This is a genomic window from Streptomyces sp. NPDC036764, assembly GCF_055609385.1.
This window is the reverse complement of sequence record NZ_JBVJPT010000001.1, coordinates 2,409,799-2,427,346: the sequence shown is the minus strand read 5'-3', so window position 1 is coordinate 2,427,346 and position 17,548 is coordinate 2,409,799. Positions and strand designations below refer to the sequence as shown.

Annotated in this window: 12 protein-coding genes; 4 read left to right on the top strand and 8 right to left on the bottom strand. The window is 69.3% G+C overall.

All coding sequences use genetic code 11. The features are described from left to right. Positions 1 to 120: 120 nt before the first annotated feature. Complete coding sequence (locus tag ACZ69Q_RS09960) at positions 121 to 1,560, bottom strand: RICIN domain-containing protein (protein ID WP_471039208.1); 1,440 nt, start codon at positions 1,558 to 1,560, stop codon at positions 121 to 123. 339 nt (positions 1,561 to 1,899) lie between these two features. Between ACZ69Q_RS09960 and ACZ69Q_RS09955 the strand changes: the two genes are divergently transcribed. Beyond that, positions 1,900 to 4,242: an alpha-L-fucosidase gene (locus ACZ69Q_RS09955; protein ID WP_471039207.1), complete on the top strand. Its 2,343-nt coding sequence runs from the start codon at positions 1,900 to 1,902 to the stop codon at positions 4,240 to 4,242. 89 nt (positions 4,243 to 4,331) lie between these two features. Here ACZ69Q_RS09955 and ACZ69Q_RS09950 read toward each other — a convergent pair whose 3' ends face one another. Continuing rightward, positions 4,332 to 5,132: a phosphotransferase gene (locus ACZ69Q_RS09950; RefSeq protein ID WP_471039204.1), complete on the bottom strand. Its 801-nt coding sequence runs from the start codon at positions 5,130 to 5,132 to the stop codon at positions 4,332 to 4,334. A gap of 193 nt (positions 5,133 to 5,325) precedes the next feature. Beyond that, the gene (locus ACZ69Q_RS09945) at positions 5,326 to 7,758 is read right to left on the bottom strand and encodes a SpoIIE family protein phosphatase (protein WP_471039201.1); all 2,433 of its coding nucleotides are present in this window, start codon (positions 7,756 to 7,758) and stop codon (positions 5,326 to 5,328) included. On the opposite strand from ACZ69Q_RS09945, the gene ACZ69Q_RS09940 reads away from it, so the two are divergent. Next, a complete protein-coding gene (locus ACZ69Q_RS09940) occupies positions 7,710 to 8,954 on the top strand; it encodes an amidohydrolase family protein (protein WP_471039200.1) in 1,245 nt (414 codons plus the stop codon). The genes ACZ69Q_RS09945 and ACZ69Q_RS09940 overlap by 49 nt on opposite strands. On the opposite strand, the gene ACZ69Q_RS09935 is transcribed toward ACZ69Q_RS09940, so the two are convergent. Then, positions 8,951 to 9,514, bottom strand: a complete 564-nt coding sequence (locus tag ACZ69Q_RS09935; RefSeq protein WP_471039198.1) for an MBL fold metallo-hydrolase — start codon at positions 9,512 to 9,514, stop codon at positions 8,951 to 8,953. The two genes, ACZ69Q_RS09940 and ACZ69Q_RS09935, sit on opposite strands and share 4 nt — an antisense overlap. 186 nt (positions 9,515 to 9,700) lie before the next feature. Next, positions 9,701 to 10,486: an indole-3-glycerol phosphate synthase TrpC gene (trpC, locus tag ACZ69Q_RS09930; RefSeq protein ID WP_471039195.1), complete on the bottom strand. Its 786-nt coding sequence runs from the start codon at positions 10,484 to 10,486 to the stop codon at positions 9,701 to 9,703. Positions 10,487 to 10,906: 420 nt separating this feature from the next. On the opposite strand from trpC, the gene ACZ69Q_RS09925 reads away from it, so the two are divergent. Both ACZ69Q_RS09925 and ACZ69Q_RS09920 read left to right on the top strand, forming a co-directional pair. Beyond that, positions 10,907 to 12,337, top strand: a complete 1,431-nt coding sequence (locus tag ACZ69Q_RS09925; RefSeq protein WP_471039194.1) for a glycoside hydrolase family 43 protein — start codon at positions 10,907 to 10,909, stop codon at positions 12,335 to 12,337. 157 nt (positions 12,338 to 12,494) lie between these two features. Beyond that, entirely contained in the window at positions 12,495 to 13,601 is a 1,107-nt protein-coding gene (locus ACZ69Q_RS09920; RefSeq protein WP_471039192.1) for a ricin-type beta-trefoil lectin domain protein, read from the top strand. Between the two features lie 102 nt (positions 13,602 to 13,703). Here ACZ69Q_RS09920 and ACZ69Q_RS09915 read toward each other — a convergent pair whose 3' ends face one another. The 3 genes from ACZ69Q_RS09915 to ACZ69Q_RS09905 all read right to left on the bottom strand — a co-directional run bounded on the left by ACZ69Q_RS09915 (position 13,704) and on the right by ACZ69Q_RS09905 (position 17,532). Continuing rightward, positions 13,704 to 14,981 (bottom strand): glycoside hydrolase family 27 protein, encoded by a 1,278-nt coding sequence (locus ACZ69Q_RS09915; RefSeq protein ID WP_471039189.1) that lies wholly within the window; start codon positions 14,979 to 14,981, stop codon positions 13,704 to 13,706. An 824-nt stretch (positions 14,982 to 15,805) separates the two neighbouring features. Then, positions 15,806 to 16,528, bottom strand: a complete 723-nt coding sequence (locus ACZ69Q_RS09910; RefSeq protein WP_471039186.1) for a FadR/GntR family transcriptional regulator — start codon at positions 16,526 to 16,528, stop codon at positions 15,806 to 15,808. Then, on the bottom strand, positions 16,519 to 17,532 hold the full coding sequence (locus ACZ69Q_RS09905; protein ID WP_471039183.1) for an aldo/keto reductase: 1,014 nt from the start codon (positions 17,530 to 17,532) through the stop codon (positions 16,519 to 16,521). The genes ACZ69Q_RS09910 and ACZ69Q_RS09905 overlap by 10 nt, the downstream gene beginning before the upstream one ends. Positions 17,533 to 17,548 lie beyond the last annotated feature (16 nt).

Genomic DNA, 17,548 nt, shown 5'->3' with positions numbered 1-17,548 from the left:
CATGCCCAACATCGGTTTCTCCTTCACTGAGTGCGGCCGCCTGGCCGCAGTGGGGGACGCGCCCTGGGAAGGGCCGGGGCGCGCTGCTGTTGGAGTCGTTGGCCGGCGTTGCCGCCCGTCTCACACCGCGGGCCACTGGAACTGCTGGTTGGCGCCGGTACCGCAGGGCCACTGGATGAGGCGGGCACCGTTGGCGGTCGAGGCGTCCTCGACGTCCAGGCACTTGCCGCTGTGCCGGGCGACCAGGCGGTAGTAGCCGCCTGCCTGGTCATCGAAGCGCCACTGCTGGTTGGTGCCCGTCGTGCAGTGGTACTGGTTCACGAACGCACCGTCGGCGGTGGAACCCCCGTCGACATCCAGGCACTTACCGCTGTGCTGGGCGAGCACCCGGACGTAGCCGTCGCCCGCATCCTGGAGCTGCCACTGCTGGTTGAGGCCACCGTTGCAGGAGTACTGCAGCGCGCTCGCGCTGTCGGCGGCCGAGTTGTCGGTGATGTCGAGGCACTTGCCGCTGTGCCGGGCCACCAGGTTGTAGTACGGGCCGCCGCCCACTCCGGTGACCGTGCCGACGGCGATGTCGACGGCGACCTGCGGGTACCACGGCAGGTTCATGGTGGTCCTGGTCGGGAAGGTCAGCGGCAGCCAGACGTACTGCGAGTCATTGACCGTGCCGCCCATGGAGTTACCCCAGCGGTCGCCCATGTAAAGGTAGGAGGTGCCCGAGGTTCCCTGCACCGGCAGCACGAACGCCGTCTGGGAGCCGTAGGCGGCGGCGTCGCCTATCTCGGTCATGGCGGTCCAGGGGCCGGCCAGGCTGGTGGCGGTGGCGTACCTCTGCTGGTTGGGGTTCCAGCCGCTGGTGCCGGACGTGAGCATGAAGTAGACGCCGTCGCGCTTGAACAGCGCGGGCGATTCGCGGTAGTTGTTCGGCCACGGGTTGGCGACGAGGCTGTCGTAGCCGGTGTAGTCGGCGGTGAGCTTGTAGATGTGCAGATCGGCGTTGCCGGCCGCGGAAGTGACCTGGTACGCGGTTCCGTCGTCGTCCTTGAACAGGGTCATGTCCCGGGACGTCGTGCCGGACGGCGGCCGGAAGCTGCCCCGCCAGGTGTAGTCGCCGTCGACGGTGTCGGAGACGGCTACCGCGGAACGGGACTCGTTGTAGTCCTTGCCGTTCTCCTTGTGCATCCACATCACGAACTTGCCGGTCGTGCTGTTGTAAACGACCTTCGGCCGCTCGATGTTGGCGACCGCCAGCTCGGGGGCGCTGGCCTGGGTCAGCACGTTGCGTCTGAACTCCCAGGTCTTCAGGTCGGTGGAGCGGTAGGCGGAGACGGCCTTGAAGGTGTTGTCGGCGTAACGGTTCTCGCCGAACCAGTAGTAGTACACGCCCACCTTGATCACCCCGCCGCCATGGGCGTGCACCACGGCTCCCGTGGTGTCGGTGAACTGCGTCCCGTTGGTCACGGTGACAGAGGCCGCCTGGGCCGGCGCGCCAGAGGCGAGCAGCGTGAACGCGCCCAGGACAAGGGCGAGAAGAGGAGGGAACGCACGTCTGAGCATCGGTACTCCACTCCGAGCGACAGCTCGTCATTGTTGAAATCTGTTCGGATCCGTCGCAGGACGGTAGGTACCGGGCATGCCCTCGTCAATAGCTACCGCACGGTAGATACATCCCATGTCAGGAGTCGGCACTCCAACAGGCGATGGCGCAAAAGCCCTGCTTCCTAAGGCAATTGCATCCGATCTCTGGACAACAGCCCGTTGGGTAGCTGCTAATACATCCAATGTTCCTGTTGCGTCTCCGCATATGGTCGAACACCGGGACGCCCCTCGAGCCGCTTGCTTTGAACCTGAACCAACACACCGTCGTGCTGTTCTGTGAACAGTCAGGAGAGAACCGTGCCCGAACCGATCAGTCGCCGCAGAGTGCTGACCGGCATGGCCGCAATGACGGTTGCCGCAGCCGTCTCGCCGACGCTGGCGACCCCCGCCCACGCCGCCGCCTCCCCACAGCCGCTGCCGCTCCTCCCGCTGCGAGTCCCCCAGCCGGACCTGGGCATCGAGCAGCAGTCCGACGAGAAGATCAAGTGGCTCCAGGACGCCAAGCTCGGCATGTTCATCCACTGGGGGGTCTACTCAGGCCCCGCCAGGGGCGAGTGGTACATGGAGAACGCCGCCGTCACGCCGGAGAACTACCGGAAGTACGTCACCGACGCCAACGGCGAGCAGTTCACCGCGGCTGCGTACAACCCTGCCGACTGGGCGCAACTGGCCAAGGACATGGGCGCCAAGTACACGGTGCTCACGGCCCGCCACCACGACGGGTTCGCGCTGTGGCCATCCACGCACCCGAACGCCTGGCACAGCGGGCAGGCGCCCCTGCAGCGCGACTTCATCAGCCAGTACGTCACCGCCGTGCGCGAGGCCGGGTTGCGGGTGGGCCTGTACTACTCGCCGTTGAGCTGGCGCTACCCCGGCTACTACGACGTCCGCGGCACCAACTGCCTCCCGAACAAGTGGGGTTACGTAACCGATCCCGCGCACAAAGAGAACGCGCGGATCATGAAGAACGAGGTGTACCAGCAGGTCAGGGAACTGGTCACCCAGTACGGCAAGATCGACGACCTGTGGTGGGACGGCGGCTGGCTCGGCCAGCAGGGTACCGACGCGGACGCTTCCTTCTTCTGGGAGCCCGGCAAGTTCCGCGACACCGCCAACGAGTGGCCGGTGGACGCCGCCTACAGCGAGACCGACTCCGCGACCGGCAAGCCGCTCGGGCTGACCGGCCTGGCACGCAAGCACCAGCCCGACATCGTCACCACTCTGCGCTCCGGCTGGATCGGCGATTACACCAGCGAGGAAGGCGGTTCCGTGCCGAGCGGCGCGATGCGCACCGGCAGGCTGGCGGAGAAGTGCTTCACCATCGGCGGCGCCTGGGGTTACACGTCGGGCGCGCCCGTGATGAGCTTCGGCAACATCATGAACATCCTGGTCAACTCCTGGGTGCGCAACATGACCGTCCTCCTCAACGTCGGCCCCGACCGCAGCGGCGTGGTCCCCGCCGACCAGGCGGCAGCGGTGCGCAAGGTCGGCTCCTTCCTGTCCACCTGCGGCCAGGCCGTCTACGGCACGCGCGGCGGGCCGTGGGAACCGGTGGACGGCCAGTACGGCTACACGTGCAAGGACAACACCTTCTACGTCCACCTGCTGCCCGGCTACAGCGGCACCTCCTTCACCACCCCGTCCACCTCGGACGCCAGGGTCACCCGCGTCTTCGAGGTCGCCACGGGCACCGATCTGTCGTACAGCGTCGGCTCGGACGGCAAGGTGACGATCACCGGCATCAACCGCACCCGCATCCCCGAGGACAGCATCGTGGGGGTCACGCTGGACCGCTCCGTGCAGCCGGCCGACATCGCCGTCGGCAGGACGGCCACGGCCGGCAGCGAGGAGACCTCCCACGGCAACACCGCCGCCAAGGCCGTCGACGGCTCCACCGCCACCCGCTGGTGCGCGAGCAACGGCGACACGGGGCAGTGGCTGAAAGTGGACCTGGGGTCGGTGAGGTCGCTGACGGGAACCCGTATCGCCTGGGAGTCCCCGGCGACGAACTACCGCTACCGGATCGAAGGTTCCACCGACAACTCCGACTGGACCACCCTGGCCGACCTGACCGCCACCACCGGCACCAGTCAGGTGCAGGTCTCCGTCTTCCGCGCTCAGGCACGGTATGTGCGGGTGACGGTCACCGGGCTGCCGTCGGGTGTCTGGGCGTCGATCCGCAGCCTGGAGGTCTACGACCGGCCCTTCAGCGCGGACGTCGGCAGCGTCCGGCTGGTGAACCGCAAGAGCGGCAAGGTGCTGGAGATCAGCGGCGCCTCGACCGCCGACGGGGGCGCCGCCATCCAGTGGCCGTGGGGCGGGGGTACCAACCAGCAGTGGAAACTGCTGCCCAACGCCGACGGCTCCTACCGGCTGTCCAACGTCCGCAGCGGCAAGGTGCTTCAGAGCCCGGGCGACTCCGCCCAGGGTGACGGACTGAACCAGGGGACCGACGACGGCGGTGACAACCAGTCGTGGAAGCTGGTGCCCTCCCAGACCAGCGGCTACCACCAGCTCGTCAACGTCCGCAACGGGTGGTGCGCCGACGTCAAGGACGCCGCCACCGCGGACGGCGCTTCGGTCATCCAGTGGCCCGCCACCAGCGGCTCCAACCAGGACTGGCAGATCCTCGCGCTGTGACGACAGCGGGCGGGGGTCGTGCCGCATGACGGCGCGGCCCCCGCAGCGTCCTCTCCCACGCTCAGCTCGTTGTTTGACCTCCTAGCCAGTCATCCCAACAGGGCAGCCGTGAACATCTCGTGGTGAGCCACCAGCCACTGCTGGATGCGGTCCCAACGCTGCCAACCACCGTGCTCGGACAGCGCCTGGGTGTAGACGGGGTCACCGTCGGCCACTCGATCAGCGACGAAGGCCCGGCAGGATGCGGTGGCCTGCTCGATAACGCCGGGCAATTCACCGCGCTCCTGCGGGGAGAGACCGTAGCCGTCGGCGAGGATCCGCAGTCGTGCCGGGGCATCCAGCCCCGCGGGATAGAGAACTGCCGCGGACGTGGGATCAAGCATGGGAACCCAGTAGCGGGCGGTCATGGCTACGTCCCATACTGCTCGGCCGGGGGCCGCCAGGTCGAAATCGATCAGGGCTGTGGCACGGCCGTCGCGGAAGACGACGTTTTCCGGGCACACATCGTTGTGGCACAGCATCGTTCCTCCCGCCGGGTCGGCCAGGGATCGGGGCCACTCAGCGCATGCGTCAACCGCGATGGCCGCGCTGGTGTCGTGCAGGCGCCTCAACAGGCTTCCCACCGATCTCAACGCGGTCTCGGTCATCACCCAGCGCGGAAACGGCGGTAGAGCGACGTCGCCCGGGATGAAGGTCAGTTGCTCGCGGCCGTCTGCGGTAAGACGGATCGGCCTCGGAGCCGCGTCGAACCCCTGCTCTTTGAGCGCGAGGAGATGGGCATGGAGGGCGCGCGCGGTGCGCGGCGCCGGGCGTTCCACCAGGGCACCGTGGCGGAAGACCGCGCCTGCGTTCACCATGCCGCCAACCAGGGCTTCGCCCTCAGCCGTCATGTCGATCACGCTACCGTCAGGTCGGTCGCGTGTGGGACGGTCCCGAAATACGCTTCGAACCAGGTCGCTCACCTGGGCAATCGCCGGACGCTGAGGCTGCCTTCGTCTGATCATGTGCTCCGACCAAGGATGCACGTGACGACGACGAAGGCCGCTCATCGAACGAAACCGGCTCAAACCATAAAGAACAAGCTCAGTGAGGCAGAGACTGTTCGGCCCAGATCGTCTTGCCGACGGCGGTGTGGCGGCTGCCCCAGCGCTCGGCCACCTGCGCGACGAGCAGCAGTCCGCGTCCGCCCTCGTCGAAGACACGGGCCCGCCGCAGGTGCGGGGCGGTGCTGCTGCCGTCGGAGACCTCGCAGATGAGGACGTCGGCGCGGATGAGCCGCAGCTCGATGGGGGCGTTGCCGTACCGGATGGCGTTGGTGACCAGCTCGCTGACGATCAGCTCGGTGGAGAACTCCAGCTCGGCCAGCCCCCAGGCGGCCAACTGTTCGCTCGCCTCGCGGCGGGCTCCGGCGACGGCCGCGGGGTCCACGGGCAGTCGCCAGGTGCGGACCTGGTGCGCGTCGAGACCGGAGGTGCGCGCCAGCAGCAGGACGATGTCGTCGGCAGGCGGGTCGGGCCGTACCTTGCGCATGACCTCGTCGCAGGTTTCCTCCAGGCCGGCGGCCGGGCGGCGCAGCGCTTCGGTCAGCAGCTCCAGTCCGACGTCGATCTCCCGGCCGGGGGCCTCGATCAGGCCGTCGGTGTAAAGGGCGAGCAGGCTGCCCTCGCCCACCTCGATCCGAGCTGCCTCGAAGGGCAGTCCGCCCAGGCCCAGCGGCGGCCCGGGCGGTAGGTCCAGGACTTGAACGGTGCCGTCGGCGGTGACCAGGACGGGCGGAGGGTGCCCGGCGCGGGCCATGTCGCATCGGCCGGCGACGGGGTCGTAGACGGCGTAGAGGCAGGTCGCCCCGACCTCTCCCGAGGCCTCCTCCGTCTCGCCCCGGGTGTCCGGGCCTTCCTCCCGGTCGAGCCGGATGACCAGGTCGTCCAGCCGGGTGAGCAGCTCGTCGGGCGCGAAGTCGGCGTCGGCGAGGGTCCGCACAGCGGTGCGCAGGCGGCCCATCGTGGCCGATGCCTTCACGCCATGGCCCACGACGTCGCCCACCACCAGCGCGACCCGTCCCCCGGACAGCGCGATGACGTCGAACCAGTCTCCGCCGATCTCGTCCCCCGGACCGGCGGGAAAGTACCGGTAGGCGAGGTCCACCGCCTGCGCTCGTGGCAGCCGCTCGGGCAGCAGACTGCGCTGGAGCGTGAGCGCGGTCCGGCGCTCACGGGTGTAGCGGCGGGCGTTGTCGATACTCACCGCCGCCCTGGCGGCGATCTCCTCGGCGAGCACCAGATCGTCCTCGCCGAAAGGGTCCGCCGTACGGTGCCGCAGCAGGTGCATCACGCCCAGGGTGACGCCCCGGGCGCGCAGCGGCACCATCATCACCGAATGGATCCTGAACCGTCGCATGCTCTCGGCACGGGCCGGGGAGGCAGTCGACCATTTGCGCAGCTCCGGGTCGCCCGCACGGTAGTAGGCACCCTGGCCGGTGCTCAGCGCCTGGGCCGGTGGGGAGCCGGGAGGGTAGACGTCGACGTCACCCGTCGCCACCACGGATTCCGGGCAGCCCGAGAGCACGGACCGTTGCGCGGTACGGCGGCACTGCACCGGTGTGTCGGGCGGGATCGGTTGCGGCTCGTGGCCCTGGATGACCGACTCCAGCAGGTCGACGGTGACGAAGTCGGCGAAGCCGTCCACCGCCACCTCGGCCAGTTCCTCGGTTGTCCGGGTCACGTCGAGGGACCTGCCGATGCGCGTGCCGGCCTCGTTGAGCACCGCCAGTCGGCGGCGGGCCCAGTACTGCTCGGTGATGTCGATCACCACTGCCGACAGCCCCAGCACCGCGCCCGCCGGGTCCTTCAGCGGTGACAGGTAGACCGACCACGCGTGATCGCGGACCTCCCCGGACGCCCGAAACGGCTGCTCCTCGCGGAAGATCATCTCGCCGGTGCGCACCACCTGCCGTTGGAGGCGGTCGATCTCGTCCAGCGGGGGGACGGGATAGATCTCCCACAACGTCAGGCCCCTCATCTCCTCCTGCGTGAGCCCCATGGCCCGGCTCATCACCTGGTTGCAGGCCACGAACCGTGCCTCATGGTCGTAAATGGCCACGGGCAACGGGAGCTGCGCGAGCGTGAGGTCCCACAGCTCCGCCGTCCCGGCGTCGGTCGGCGCGGCGAGGTACTTCATCGCCGCCGGGGTGACGACCCACTGGGTCCCTCCGTCCCCGTCCGCCACCGGCGTGCCCCGAAGCTGCAGCTTGACGTGGTCTCCGTCCCGTTTCCGCAGCGCCACATCGCTCGTCCACGGCTCCCGGGCGGCCAGGTGGCGCCGCAACGCGATGGGCAGCTTCGCGGCCAGCAGGGAGGCGGCCGGGCGGCCGATCAACTCGTCGGCCGCGTACCCGAGCAGTCGCCCCGCTCCGGCGCTCCACGCGGAGACGGCTCCGCGGGCGTCGATGATCACGGCGAAGTCCTCGGGTGGTCCCGCGCCCCTCGCTGCCGTGGTCGTGTCGGGCTTGTTGTCCATGGCGGTACCCCGACCTCGTTCTCGCAGCCACACAGCACAGCACTGCGTCGCCCGTCACGGGCGCTGCCTCCAGCATCCCGCCGCCGCACACCCGCCTCAACCGGCCGCGTTCCGCAGTCCTGCGGTCACGGTGTGCCGTTCGTCCGTCGCACCGCACGCCGTGTGGACCGTCGAGGGCCGGCACCCTGCCGGCCGCCGGCATCACGTCCTTCCTCGACGCCGCCAGCGGCGAGGACACCGTCAAGACCTACGCCGAGCTCATCGCCAAGGGCCTGCTGCCGCAGCACATCACCCCCGCGCTGCTGATCGACACCGAACTCGCCAGGAAGCCCCGTGCGGCGGCCGACTACCTGCGCGACGTGCGCCGGCGCTTCACCGGACCGGCCACGCTGCGGCTGACCACGGTCAAGGTGTTCCTGGACGGCGTGATGGAGTTCCCGGCACAGACCGCCGCACTGCTGGACCCGTACCTGGACGCCGAGGGCAGGCCGACCGATCACCGTGGCACCCTGCACGTCAGCGACCGGGACTACCGCGCTCTGGTCCGCGCGCTGGACGCGGACGGCTGGCAGATGCACGCCCACGCCATCGGCGACCGCGCCGTACGTACGGCCCTGAACGCCTACGAGGCCGTCGCCCGCCCCGGCCGCCCCGGCCGCCCCGGCCGACGGCACACCATTGCCCACCTCCAACTGGTGCACCCCCACGACTATCGGCGGTTCGCCCGGGCCGGAGTGGTGGCCAGCATGCAGTTGCAGTGGGCGATGCCCTCCGCGTTCACGAACGACGCGCTGCGGCCCTACATCGGGCCGCAGCGGTACGCGCGCATGTATCCCAGAGGGCGGGCCGTACCGGAGCCGTTCTTGGTCGCAGAGAGCCGACTTCAGCCGGGCGTCGAGCCGGTGCGGAGGTGTCCCCTACGTCGACTTCGTGGACGATCTGCCGTAAGTCCGACCGCGCCGCTGTGGCGTCTCTGTCCCGTGGGCGATTCGGATCAGCGCCGCCGCTCTGGTCGTCGGCAGCATGAGCGTGCCGACCGCCGCCGAAGCCATGGCCAGGAAACGAGCCCGGCAGATTCTCATGTGCTCCCGCCTCCCCCTTGGCCCCCGGGGCCGGTACCAGTGTGGGAAAGGGGAGAGCGGGACGGAATCGGCCGATGGTTCATGGCTTGGCGACGAAGGTATGCGGCAGGCTAGACGGGCGTCGACGCCGACGGCACGAACGGTGCCCCGTGTCCCGGGACGATGAGCGCCGGGGCGAGGGCCAGGACCTTCTCCCTGGCCGCCCTCAGTTGCTCGCGGTCGGGCGCGAAGGGGTCGTCGGCCGGCCCCTCGGCGGTCCACCACAGATGGGTCAGCACCACCAGGCCCTCGTCGGTCGTGGCCAGGGTGCTGACGTCCTCGGCGGTGTGGCCGGGCGTCGTCATCAGCGTGATCGACGGCGACACCTGGAATCCGTCGGCATCGCGGTCCTCCCAGATGTCGTTCTGGTAGATCGCCATGTGGTCGTGGAAGCGGGCCTTGGGGAACAGGGCCGCGTTCAGCGTGTGGTCCGGGTGGTGGTGGCTGAAGACCACGTCGGTGACGTCTTCGGGGTTCAGCCCGTGGTGCGTGAGCGGGTCCAGGATGAGCCGGCGGTCCGCGACCATGCCGGGATCGACGATCGCGACGGTCTCGCCGTCGACGAGCAGGGTGACGGTGCCGGCCACCCGCTCGTCGGCGTAGCCGGTGGTCAGGACGTGGAAGGCAGCGGTCATGAGAGCTCCTCGGGTGGGGTGATGATGGGTGTGGTGTGGGGCCTTACGAGCGGCACCGCCCCGGGGGTGTCGAAAGCCGCGCGGTAGGAGCGGGCCCAGGCCTCCAGGGCTGCTCGGGGGGGCTGTGCGAGTGGTAGTCGTCAGGTCCGGTCTCGTGCCGTCGGTCCCTGGCCGAGCCGCACGCCGTTATGCCCCGGCCGCCTCGATGAACCCGCGCACGGCGGTGCGCGGGTCCCCCGAGCGGACCAGTGCCTCGCCGACCAGCACCACGTCGGCTCCCCAACCGCGGTACTCCGCCACATCCTTCGGGCCCGTCACGCCGGATTCCGCGACCTTGACCGTGCCCTCCGGGATGGCCGTCACGAGGTCGGCGAACACACCGCGATCCACGTCCAGCGTGGTCAGATCCCGCGCGTTGATGCCGAGAAGCTCCGCTCCCGCGGCGACGGCGCGCCGCACTTCGTCGGCCGTGTGCGCCTCCACGAGCGGCGTGAGACCCAACTCCTTGCACAGCCCCATCAGGTCGGCGAGCTGACCGTCGTCCAGCGACACGACCATGAGAAGCGCAAGATCGGCGCCGTGCGCGCGGGCCTCCCACAGTTGATAGGGGTCGACGATGAAGTCCTTGCGCAGCACGGGCACGTCGACCCGCGCACGTACGGCGTCCAGATCGGCGAGAGAGCCGCCGAAACGCCTGCTCTCGGTGAGCACGCTGATCGCAGCGGCACCGCCGGCCGCGTACTGGGCAGCGAGGGACGCGGGGTCGGGGATATCTGCCAGCGCCCCCTTGCTGGGGCTCTTCCGCTTCACCTCGGCGATGATGGACACCCCCGGCGCCCGGAAGCCGGGCAGCGGGTCGAGCGCGGGTGCCGCGTCCGCTGCCCGAGAGCGCAGCTCCGCCAACGGCGTCGCACGCTTACGCTCTTCCAAGTCCTCGCGAACTCCAGCGAGGATTCCATCAAGAACGCTCATCGGCCTCTCCTTGTCGAATCGTCTGCCGCCGCGGACGTCCCCCGGCTTGAGTGAGGCCGTGCATCACCCACGTCCAAGTCGTGCTCAAAGAAGGTTATTCGGATCGATCATGGCCTGCGCACCGGCCTGCCTCATGTCCGAGTGACGTGCTCGCGCCCGGCGCAAATACGGGACTTGATGCAGGTAGCCTCGCGGCCCTGCCCGCGTCGCCCGGTAGGTTGAGTGATTAACGCCTTAACCGCAAGCCGTCACGGGGCTTGCCCGCCTGCACGTCCCAAGGACTGCGGATGTCGGAAGTATTGACGCACCCTGCTGCTCACATTTAACTTCTGCCCGACCTTACGAACACTGTTCGACCAGCCGAACCCGGCGCAACTGCGGTCAGTACACCGAGCATTCACTGAACGACAGGAGACGTACATGTCCGCGCTCCGAGCCCGGCTGTCGGCGGTATTGCTCGCCGCATGCCTCGTCTTCAGCGGCCAAGCCCTGACCACACCGCAGCGGGCGGTTGCCGCCGACCCCGGCTACCTGATGACGCACTTCATCGGGGAGGGGTCCACCGGTCAGCAGATCTACTTCTCGCACAGTACGGACGGCCTGCACTGGAGTGACCTCAACGGCGGCGGGATGACGCTGCGTTCCACGGTGGGCACGCGCGGGGTGCGCGACCCCGCCCTGGTGCGCTCCCCTGACGGGAGCCGGTACTGGATCCTCGCGACCGACCTGTGCATCGGCTGCGGGCAGTCGTGGGACGACGCCGTGAACAACGCCAGTCGCAACCTCGTGGTGTGGGAGTCCACGGACCTGGTCACCTGGTCACAGCCGTGGCTGCTCAACGTCGCCGGCGCGATCCCCGACGGGCGCAACGCGTGGGCGCCGGAGGCGATCTGGAACCCGGAGACCAACGACTACGTCCTGTACTGGGCGACGAACGCGACCCTGGGCGGCGTGCTGAAGCACCGCATCTACTACGCCCGCACTGCCGATTTCCGCACCGTCACCACCCCGCAGCTCTACATCGACCGCCCCGGCACCCAAAACATCATCGACACCCAGATCGTCGAGGTACCGGCCGGAGTCGGCAACCACCGGTACGTACGCGCCTCCGGCGACGGCCAGATCACCCTCGAAGGCAGCAACTCGATCCTCGGTACGTGGACCGGCCTCGGCAACCTCTCCGGCATAGGCCTGACCGGTTCCCAGGTCGAAGGCCCGATGTGGATGAAGTTCAGAGACCGCGACGAGTGGACCCTCTACCTCGACCAGTACGCCTCCGGACGCGGCTACCTGCCCGTCCTGACGACCAGCCCGTCCAGCTCCGGCACCTACCGGCTGCCGGCGTCGGGAAGCTACAACCTGGGCGGCACGAAGAAGCGTCACGGTTCCATCCTGAACCTGACGGCCGCCGAGGAGAGCCGTGTGCTCGCACGCTGGGCCAACACCCCGGTCAACCGACTCCAGTCGTTCAACTTCCAGGACCGGTATGTGCGGCACGCCAACTTCGACGCGCGCATCGACCAGAATGTCACCGGCCCGGACGCCCAGTTCCGGCTCCGCCCCGGCCTGGCGGGCTCCGGCACCGTCTCCTTCGAGTCGGTCAACTTCCCCGGGTACTTCCTGCGGCACTCCAACTACGATTTCCAGTTGGCCTACAACGACGGCACCACCCAGTTCGCCGCGGACGCCGCCTTCCGCCAGGTCGCCGGGCTCGCCGACTCGAACTGGTCGTCCTTCCAGTCGTACAGCCACCCCGACCGGTACCTCCGGCACTACGCGTACGAACTCCGCCTCGACCCGATCACCACCGCGACGGGACGCGGCGACGCCACCTTCCGCGTGACGAGTTGAGCGGACGCGAACCCACCTCTCCGCGCCACCCCTGCCGCGCTGCCAGTACGTCAGGCGGCCGCCGACGCCGAAGGGACGGCACTGCGGCCGAGCTGCTGACACGAACGGCGATCAGCCGCGCTGATGCACCCAATCACTCGCAGAAGAGGACGCTGCATTGAGAAAGTCTTGGGTTTTACCTCTGATCACGCTTGTCGCTGCGGTGTCCGGGGCGACGGCCGCAGGTGTGGCCCCTGCCTCCGCCGCCCCCAACACGCCTTTACGGGTCATGCCGTTGGGCGACTCGATCACCTGGGGCGTGGGAAGCAGTACGGGCAACGGCTACCGGGGCCCGTTGTGGGACAAGCTCGCGGCGGACGGCCATCCGCTGGACTTCGTCGGCACGTTGCGGGGCGGTTCGATGTCCGACCCCGACAACGAAGGCCACTCCGGATACAAGATCCACCAGATCGCCGCACTCACCGACGCCTCGCTGACCCGCTACCGGCCCAACGTCGTGACGCTGCACATCGGTACCAACGACCTCAACGAGAGCTACCAGGTCTCCACCGCCACCGCCCGGCTGAGGTCGCTGGTCGACCAGGTCACCGCCGCCGCCCCCGACGCAACCGTCCTCGTGGCCTCCCTGGTCGTGTCCACCAGCGGCTCGGAGGAGCAGTACCGTGCCGCGTACAACCAGGCCATCCCCCAGATCGTGAGGGACGAGCAGGCCGCGGGCAAACACGTCGCCTACGTGGACATGAGCAGCCTGACCGCAGCCGACCTGGCCGACCCCCTGCATCCCAACGACGCGGGCTACCGGAAGATGGCGGACGCCTTCCACCGCGGCGTCCAGGCCGCGGACAGCGCCGGGTGGCTGAGGAACCCCGCCCCCACCGCCGCACGCGTGCAGTCCGGCATCGGCGGCAAGTGCCTGGACGTCAACGGAGCCAGCAGCGCCGACGGGACCGCCGTCCAGACGTGGAGCTGCGGCAACGGGGCCAACCAGTACTGGTCCGCCTACACCGACGGCACCCTGCGCTCCATGGGCAAGTGCCTCGACGCCGCCGGAGCGGGCACCGCCAACGGCACCAAGGTGCAGATCTGGGCCTGCCACGGCGGCGCCAACCAGATCTGGCAGCCCTACAACGGCGGCTACCGCAACCCCGCCTCCGGCCGCTGCCTCGACGTCCCGGGCTCCTCCACGACCGACGGCACGCAACTCCACCTGTGGGACTGCACCGGCGGCTCCAACCAGAAGTGGACCACCCTGACCGCGGGATGACCCCCGCTCCTGGGATCTGAGTCCTTTCGGGCCCAGATCTCAGGCGAGCGTCGGTGGGGGGCACCGGGGGGTGCGGTGCCCGCTGCGGCCGGCTCGTGCACCTCAGGCGGATGTGCCGGGCGGGGTCAGGCGCAACAGAACCGCCCCGTGAGCGGGCAGTTCGAGACGCAGGTCATGTCCGTCGTGCGGGATGTCCCTGTGCGTCCACACCTCCCGTACGTCGTCGCCGGTGCCCGCGCTGATGGCCCCCAGGGGTACGGCCACCTGGCTCGGGACGTCGGCCAGGGAGAACACGGCGGCGTAACGGGTGCGGCCGTCCACGTCCCCTGCCGTCCACAGGACAAGGTCCCGCTCACGCAGGACCTCCCGGTTGTCCCTGCTGTGCCACAGCACGTCCAGCGCCTCGTCGTTGGTGAGGAGGTCTATGGTCTCCGGCGGGCTGGTCGGCAGGTCGCCGCCCATCATCAGCGGGGAACGCGAGATCAGCCACAGGGAGAGCAGGCTGGTCTGCTCGGCGGGAGTGAGGGAGCACAGCCGGTCCTCGCCGCGTTCGGCACGGATGCCGATGTGCCCGAGCGGCAGCATGTCGGCGTCCGCCCAGCCGCCCGCGGCGGAGCCGTCTGTCGATGCCGCATTCTGCCAGGGAGCCCAGCGGGCCATGCGGGCGAACTGGCCTTCGACGTCCTCCCACCGGTCCCACAGGTCATCGCAGACCCGCCACATGGTGGCGTGTTCCCGCAGATGGTCGAGACGGGCCAGCGAGACGTCGGTGCCGGGCGAGAGGCTCAGCTCGATCGGCCGCCCGCTGCGCTCGATGGCCCGGGCGTAGGCGGCGATCTCCCGCTCGTGGTACGGGAAGAGCATGTCATCGGCCTTGACGAAGTCGACGCCCCACTCGGCGAACTGGGCTACCTGGGAGTCGTAGTACGCCTGGGCGCCCGGGTGGTCGTGGTTCAGGCCGTAGTTGTCGGAGTTCCAGGGGCAGACCGAGCCGGTGTTGGCGATCTCGTCGGCCGTGAACCCGGTTCCCGCGACGGGCAGTTGGGCGGCGACGGCACGGCGCGGGATGCCCCGCATGATGTGCAGGCCGAAGCGCAGACCGAGGCCGTGCACCCGCTCGGCCAGCGGTCCGAATCCCGCTCCCTGGGCGGCCGACGGGAACCGGTTCGGGGCCGGGAGCTGGCGGCCGTACGCGTCCAGGACCAGGGGCGCGTCCGGGTTGTAGCCGTGGGCGCGGGCCGTCGGCTCGTACCACTGGATGTCCACCACGACGGTGTCCCAGCCATGCGCGAGCAGGTGGTCGCGCATGAACTCCGCGTTGGCGAGAACCTCGTCCTCGGTCACGGTGGTGCCGTAGCAGTCCCAGCTATTCCACCCCATCGGCGGACGAGCGTGGTGCGGGGGGATCGGACGTGGCTGTCGGGTCATCGCTGATCGCTTTCGGTGCGGGCGCGCACGACACTTTCCGTGCGGGTGCGCAGAACGGTGAAGGAGCAGGGCGGTAGGTAGCAGAGCGGGCCGGTCAAACGGTCCTCGACCGGGGAGGCCGGGGCGGGTGCGAAGCGGCTCGTGAAGTGCGGCTGGGTCGCAGGGTGGTGCGCGTGAACTGCGTGTCACCGTCCGCGCCGGTCAGACGCAGCCGTGCGGTGACGTTGTCGACGGTGGCGGTGGGCACGGGCGACTCCGATGTTGTATAACGATGAAAAGTTGGGGGCCGGGGCGGTGTCAACCGGGTCCGAGGGATGCCGTCGGAGACGCTGCGACGTGGCGCCGGCTCACCCCAGCATGTGGGCGGCCGCCGCCGGCCGGGCAGGCAGGCGCGGACAACATGCTCCTTGGCGGTGCTCGATGGTGTGGGAGGCGGGCGAACTCGCCACACTCCAGACGAACATCGGCACCTTCGTGCAGCGGAGTGCGGTGCAGTTCATCGCAGCTCGGGTTGCGGCGCTTCCTGGAGAACGACTCGGCCGTGATCAAGCACAACGGGAGGTACTACCGCTACACGAAGGACGAGCGGGACCGGACACCCTCGTCGCCGGGCGCGAAGCTCAACATCGCCAGAGCGATTGATGAACCCTCTCCTTCTCCCCGGCTCGTCCTGGACGCACAGGCCACCGCCCTCGACTACCTGCTGTCCCTCGACACCGACCGGCTCCTCGTGCCCTTGGCCTCCCCAGGCCGACCCGTGCAGGCCGCGACGCCCGTCACTTCCTCGCTGTCGTCCCGAAGGGGAGGGGTTCGCCCGAGCGCAGGTGCTCTCTCAGCCACTGTTCGGTGTTGCTCACGTGCAGCAGTGCCGCGGCCTGGCTGAGGGTGGCGTCGCGGGTGGACAGGGCGTTGAAGATCGCCTCGTGCTCGGCGAGGGTGCGGCCCGCGGCCCTGTCGTCGACCAGACCGCGCCAGATGCGGGCGCGCAGGGTGCGGCCGGAGATCCCTTCCAGGAGGGTGAGGAGGGTCTCGTTGCCCGTGGCCGAGACGACGGCGCGGTGGAAGGCGGCGTCGTGGGCGTTGAGCCGTTCGACGTCGTCGCGGGCCTCACGCATGGCGTCCAGGTGCCGCTTCACCTCGGCTAGCTGCTCATCGGAAATCCGTGTGGCGGCGAGGGCCGTGGCCATGGGTTCGAGCAGCCGCCGTACCTCCATGAGGTCCTGAAGGGCGACCGAGTCGCCCTGCAGGAGCTCCACCGCGCCGCCGAGCCCCTCCAGCAGCAGGCTCGGCTGGAGGCTGGTCACATATGTGCCGTCGCCCCGCCGGACCTCCAGGACCCGCGCCACGGCCAGCGCCTTGACCGCCTCGCGGGCGAGGTTGCGGGACAGGCCCAGTTGAGCGGCCAGGTCCGGCTCGGGTGGGAGCTTCGAGCCCGGAGGAAGGTCACCACTCCGGATCAGCTCACGGATCTGCTCGATGGCCTTGTCCGTCAGAGACACCGCACATCCCTCCCCCCACTGTGCCCGGCGAGCACGTCCGACCTGATCAGCCCCTGCGCGCGCAGATCGTCCCAGAGGGCGTCCGGGACGCGCTGATCATGGAGTTCCACGTTTCGTCCGACCTGTTCCGGAGTCCGCATGCCGAGGGTGACGTTGATGATACTGGGATCGGTGTAGGGGAAGGCGATGGCGGCGGCGGGGAGGGTGGTGCCGTGTGCCGCGCAGACCTGGGCGATGGTCCGGGCACGGGCGACGAGGGTCGGCGGGGCGTCCTGGTAGTCGTACTTCATGCCCTCGGTGGGCCGGTCGCGGGAGAGGAGTCCGGAGTTGAAGACGCCGACCGCGACGACGCTCTTGCCGTGTTCGCGTGCGGCGGGCAGGACGTCGTCGAGTGCCGACTGGTCCAGGAGCGTGTAGCGGCCTGCGAGCATGACCACGTCGGCGGCGGTCTCGCGCAGGAAGCGGGCGAGCATCCCGGACTGGTTCATGCCCGCGCCGATCGCACCGATCACGCCCTGGTCGCGCAGTTCCGCGAGCGTGGGCATGGCCTCCTGGGCCGCCTGCCGCCAGTGCTCGTCCGGATCGTGCAGGTAGACGATGTCGAGGCGGTCCAGGCCGGTGCGCTCCAGTGTGGCCTCGATGGAGCGCAGTACGCCGTCGCGGCTGAAGTCCCACTGCCGGCGCAGGTCGTCCCGCACGACGAAGCCTTCGGTGTCGACGCCGCGCGGTTCCTCGTTGGGCACCAGCAGCCTGCCCACCTTGGAGGAGATCACATACTCCTCGCGCGGGCGGCCTCGCAGAGCGGCGCCCAGACGGCGCTCGGAAAGGCCGAGGCCGTAGTGCGGTGCGGTGTCGAAATACCGCAGACCGGCCTCCCAGGCCGCATCGACGGCAGCGGTCGCGTCCTCGACCGGGGTGACGCGGTAGAGGTTGCCGATCACGGAGGCGCCGAAGCCGAGCTCGGTGAGCGTGACGGGCGTGTTCTGGATCTTCCGCTGGTGCAAGAGGTGCTCCTGGGAT

Coding starts and splice junctions, on each gene's coding strand:
- ACZ69Q_RS09960 (WP_471039208.1), bottom strand. CDS start 1,560: ATGCTCAGACGTGCGTTCCCTCCTCTTCTCGCCCTTGTCCTGGGCGCG.
- ACZ69Q_RS09950 (WP_471039204.1), bottom strand. CDS start 5,132: ATGACGGCTGAGGGCGAAGCCCTGGTTGGCGGCATGGTGAACGCAGGC.
- ACZ69Q_RS09945 (WP_471039201.1), bottom strand. CDS start 7,758: ATGGACAACAAGCCCGACACGACCACGGCAGCGAGGGGCGCGGGACCA.
- ACZ69Q_RS09935 (WP_471039198.1), bottom strand. CDS start 9,514: ATGACCGCTGCCTTCCACGTCCTGACCACCGGCTACGCCGACGAGCGG.
- trpC (WP_471039195.1), bottom strand. CDS start 10,486: ATGAGCGTTCTTGATGGAATCCTCGCTGGAGTTCGCGAGGACTTGGAA.
- ACZ69Q_RS09925 (WP_471039194.1), top strand. CDS start 10,907: ATGTCCGCGCTCCGAGCCCGGCTGTCGGCGGTATTGCTCGCCGCATGC.
- ACZ69Q_RS09915 (WP_471039189.1), bottom strand. CDS start 14,981: ATGGGGTGGAATAGCTGGGACTGCTACGGCACCACCGTGACCGAGGAC.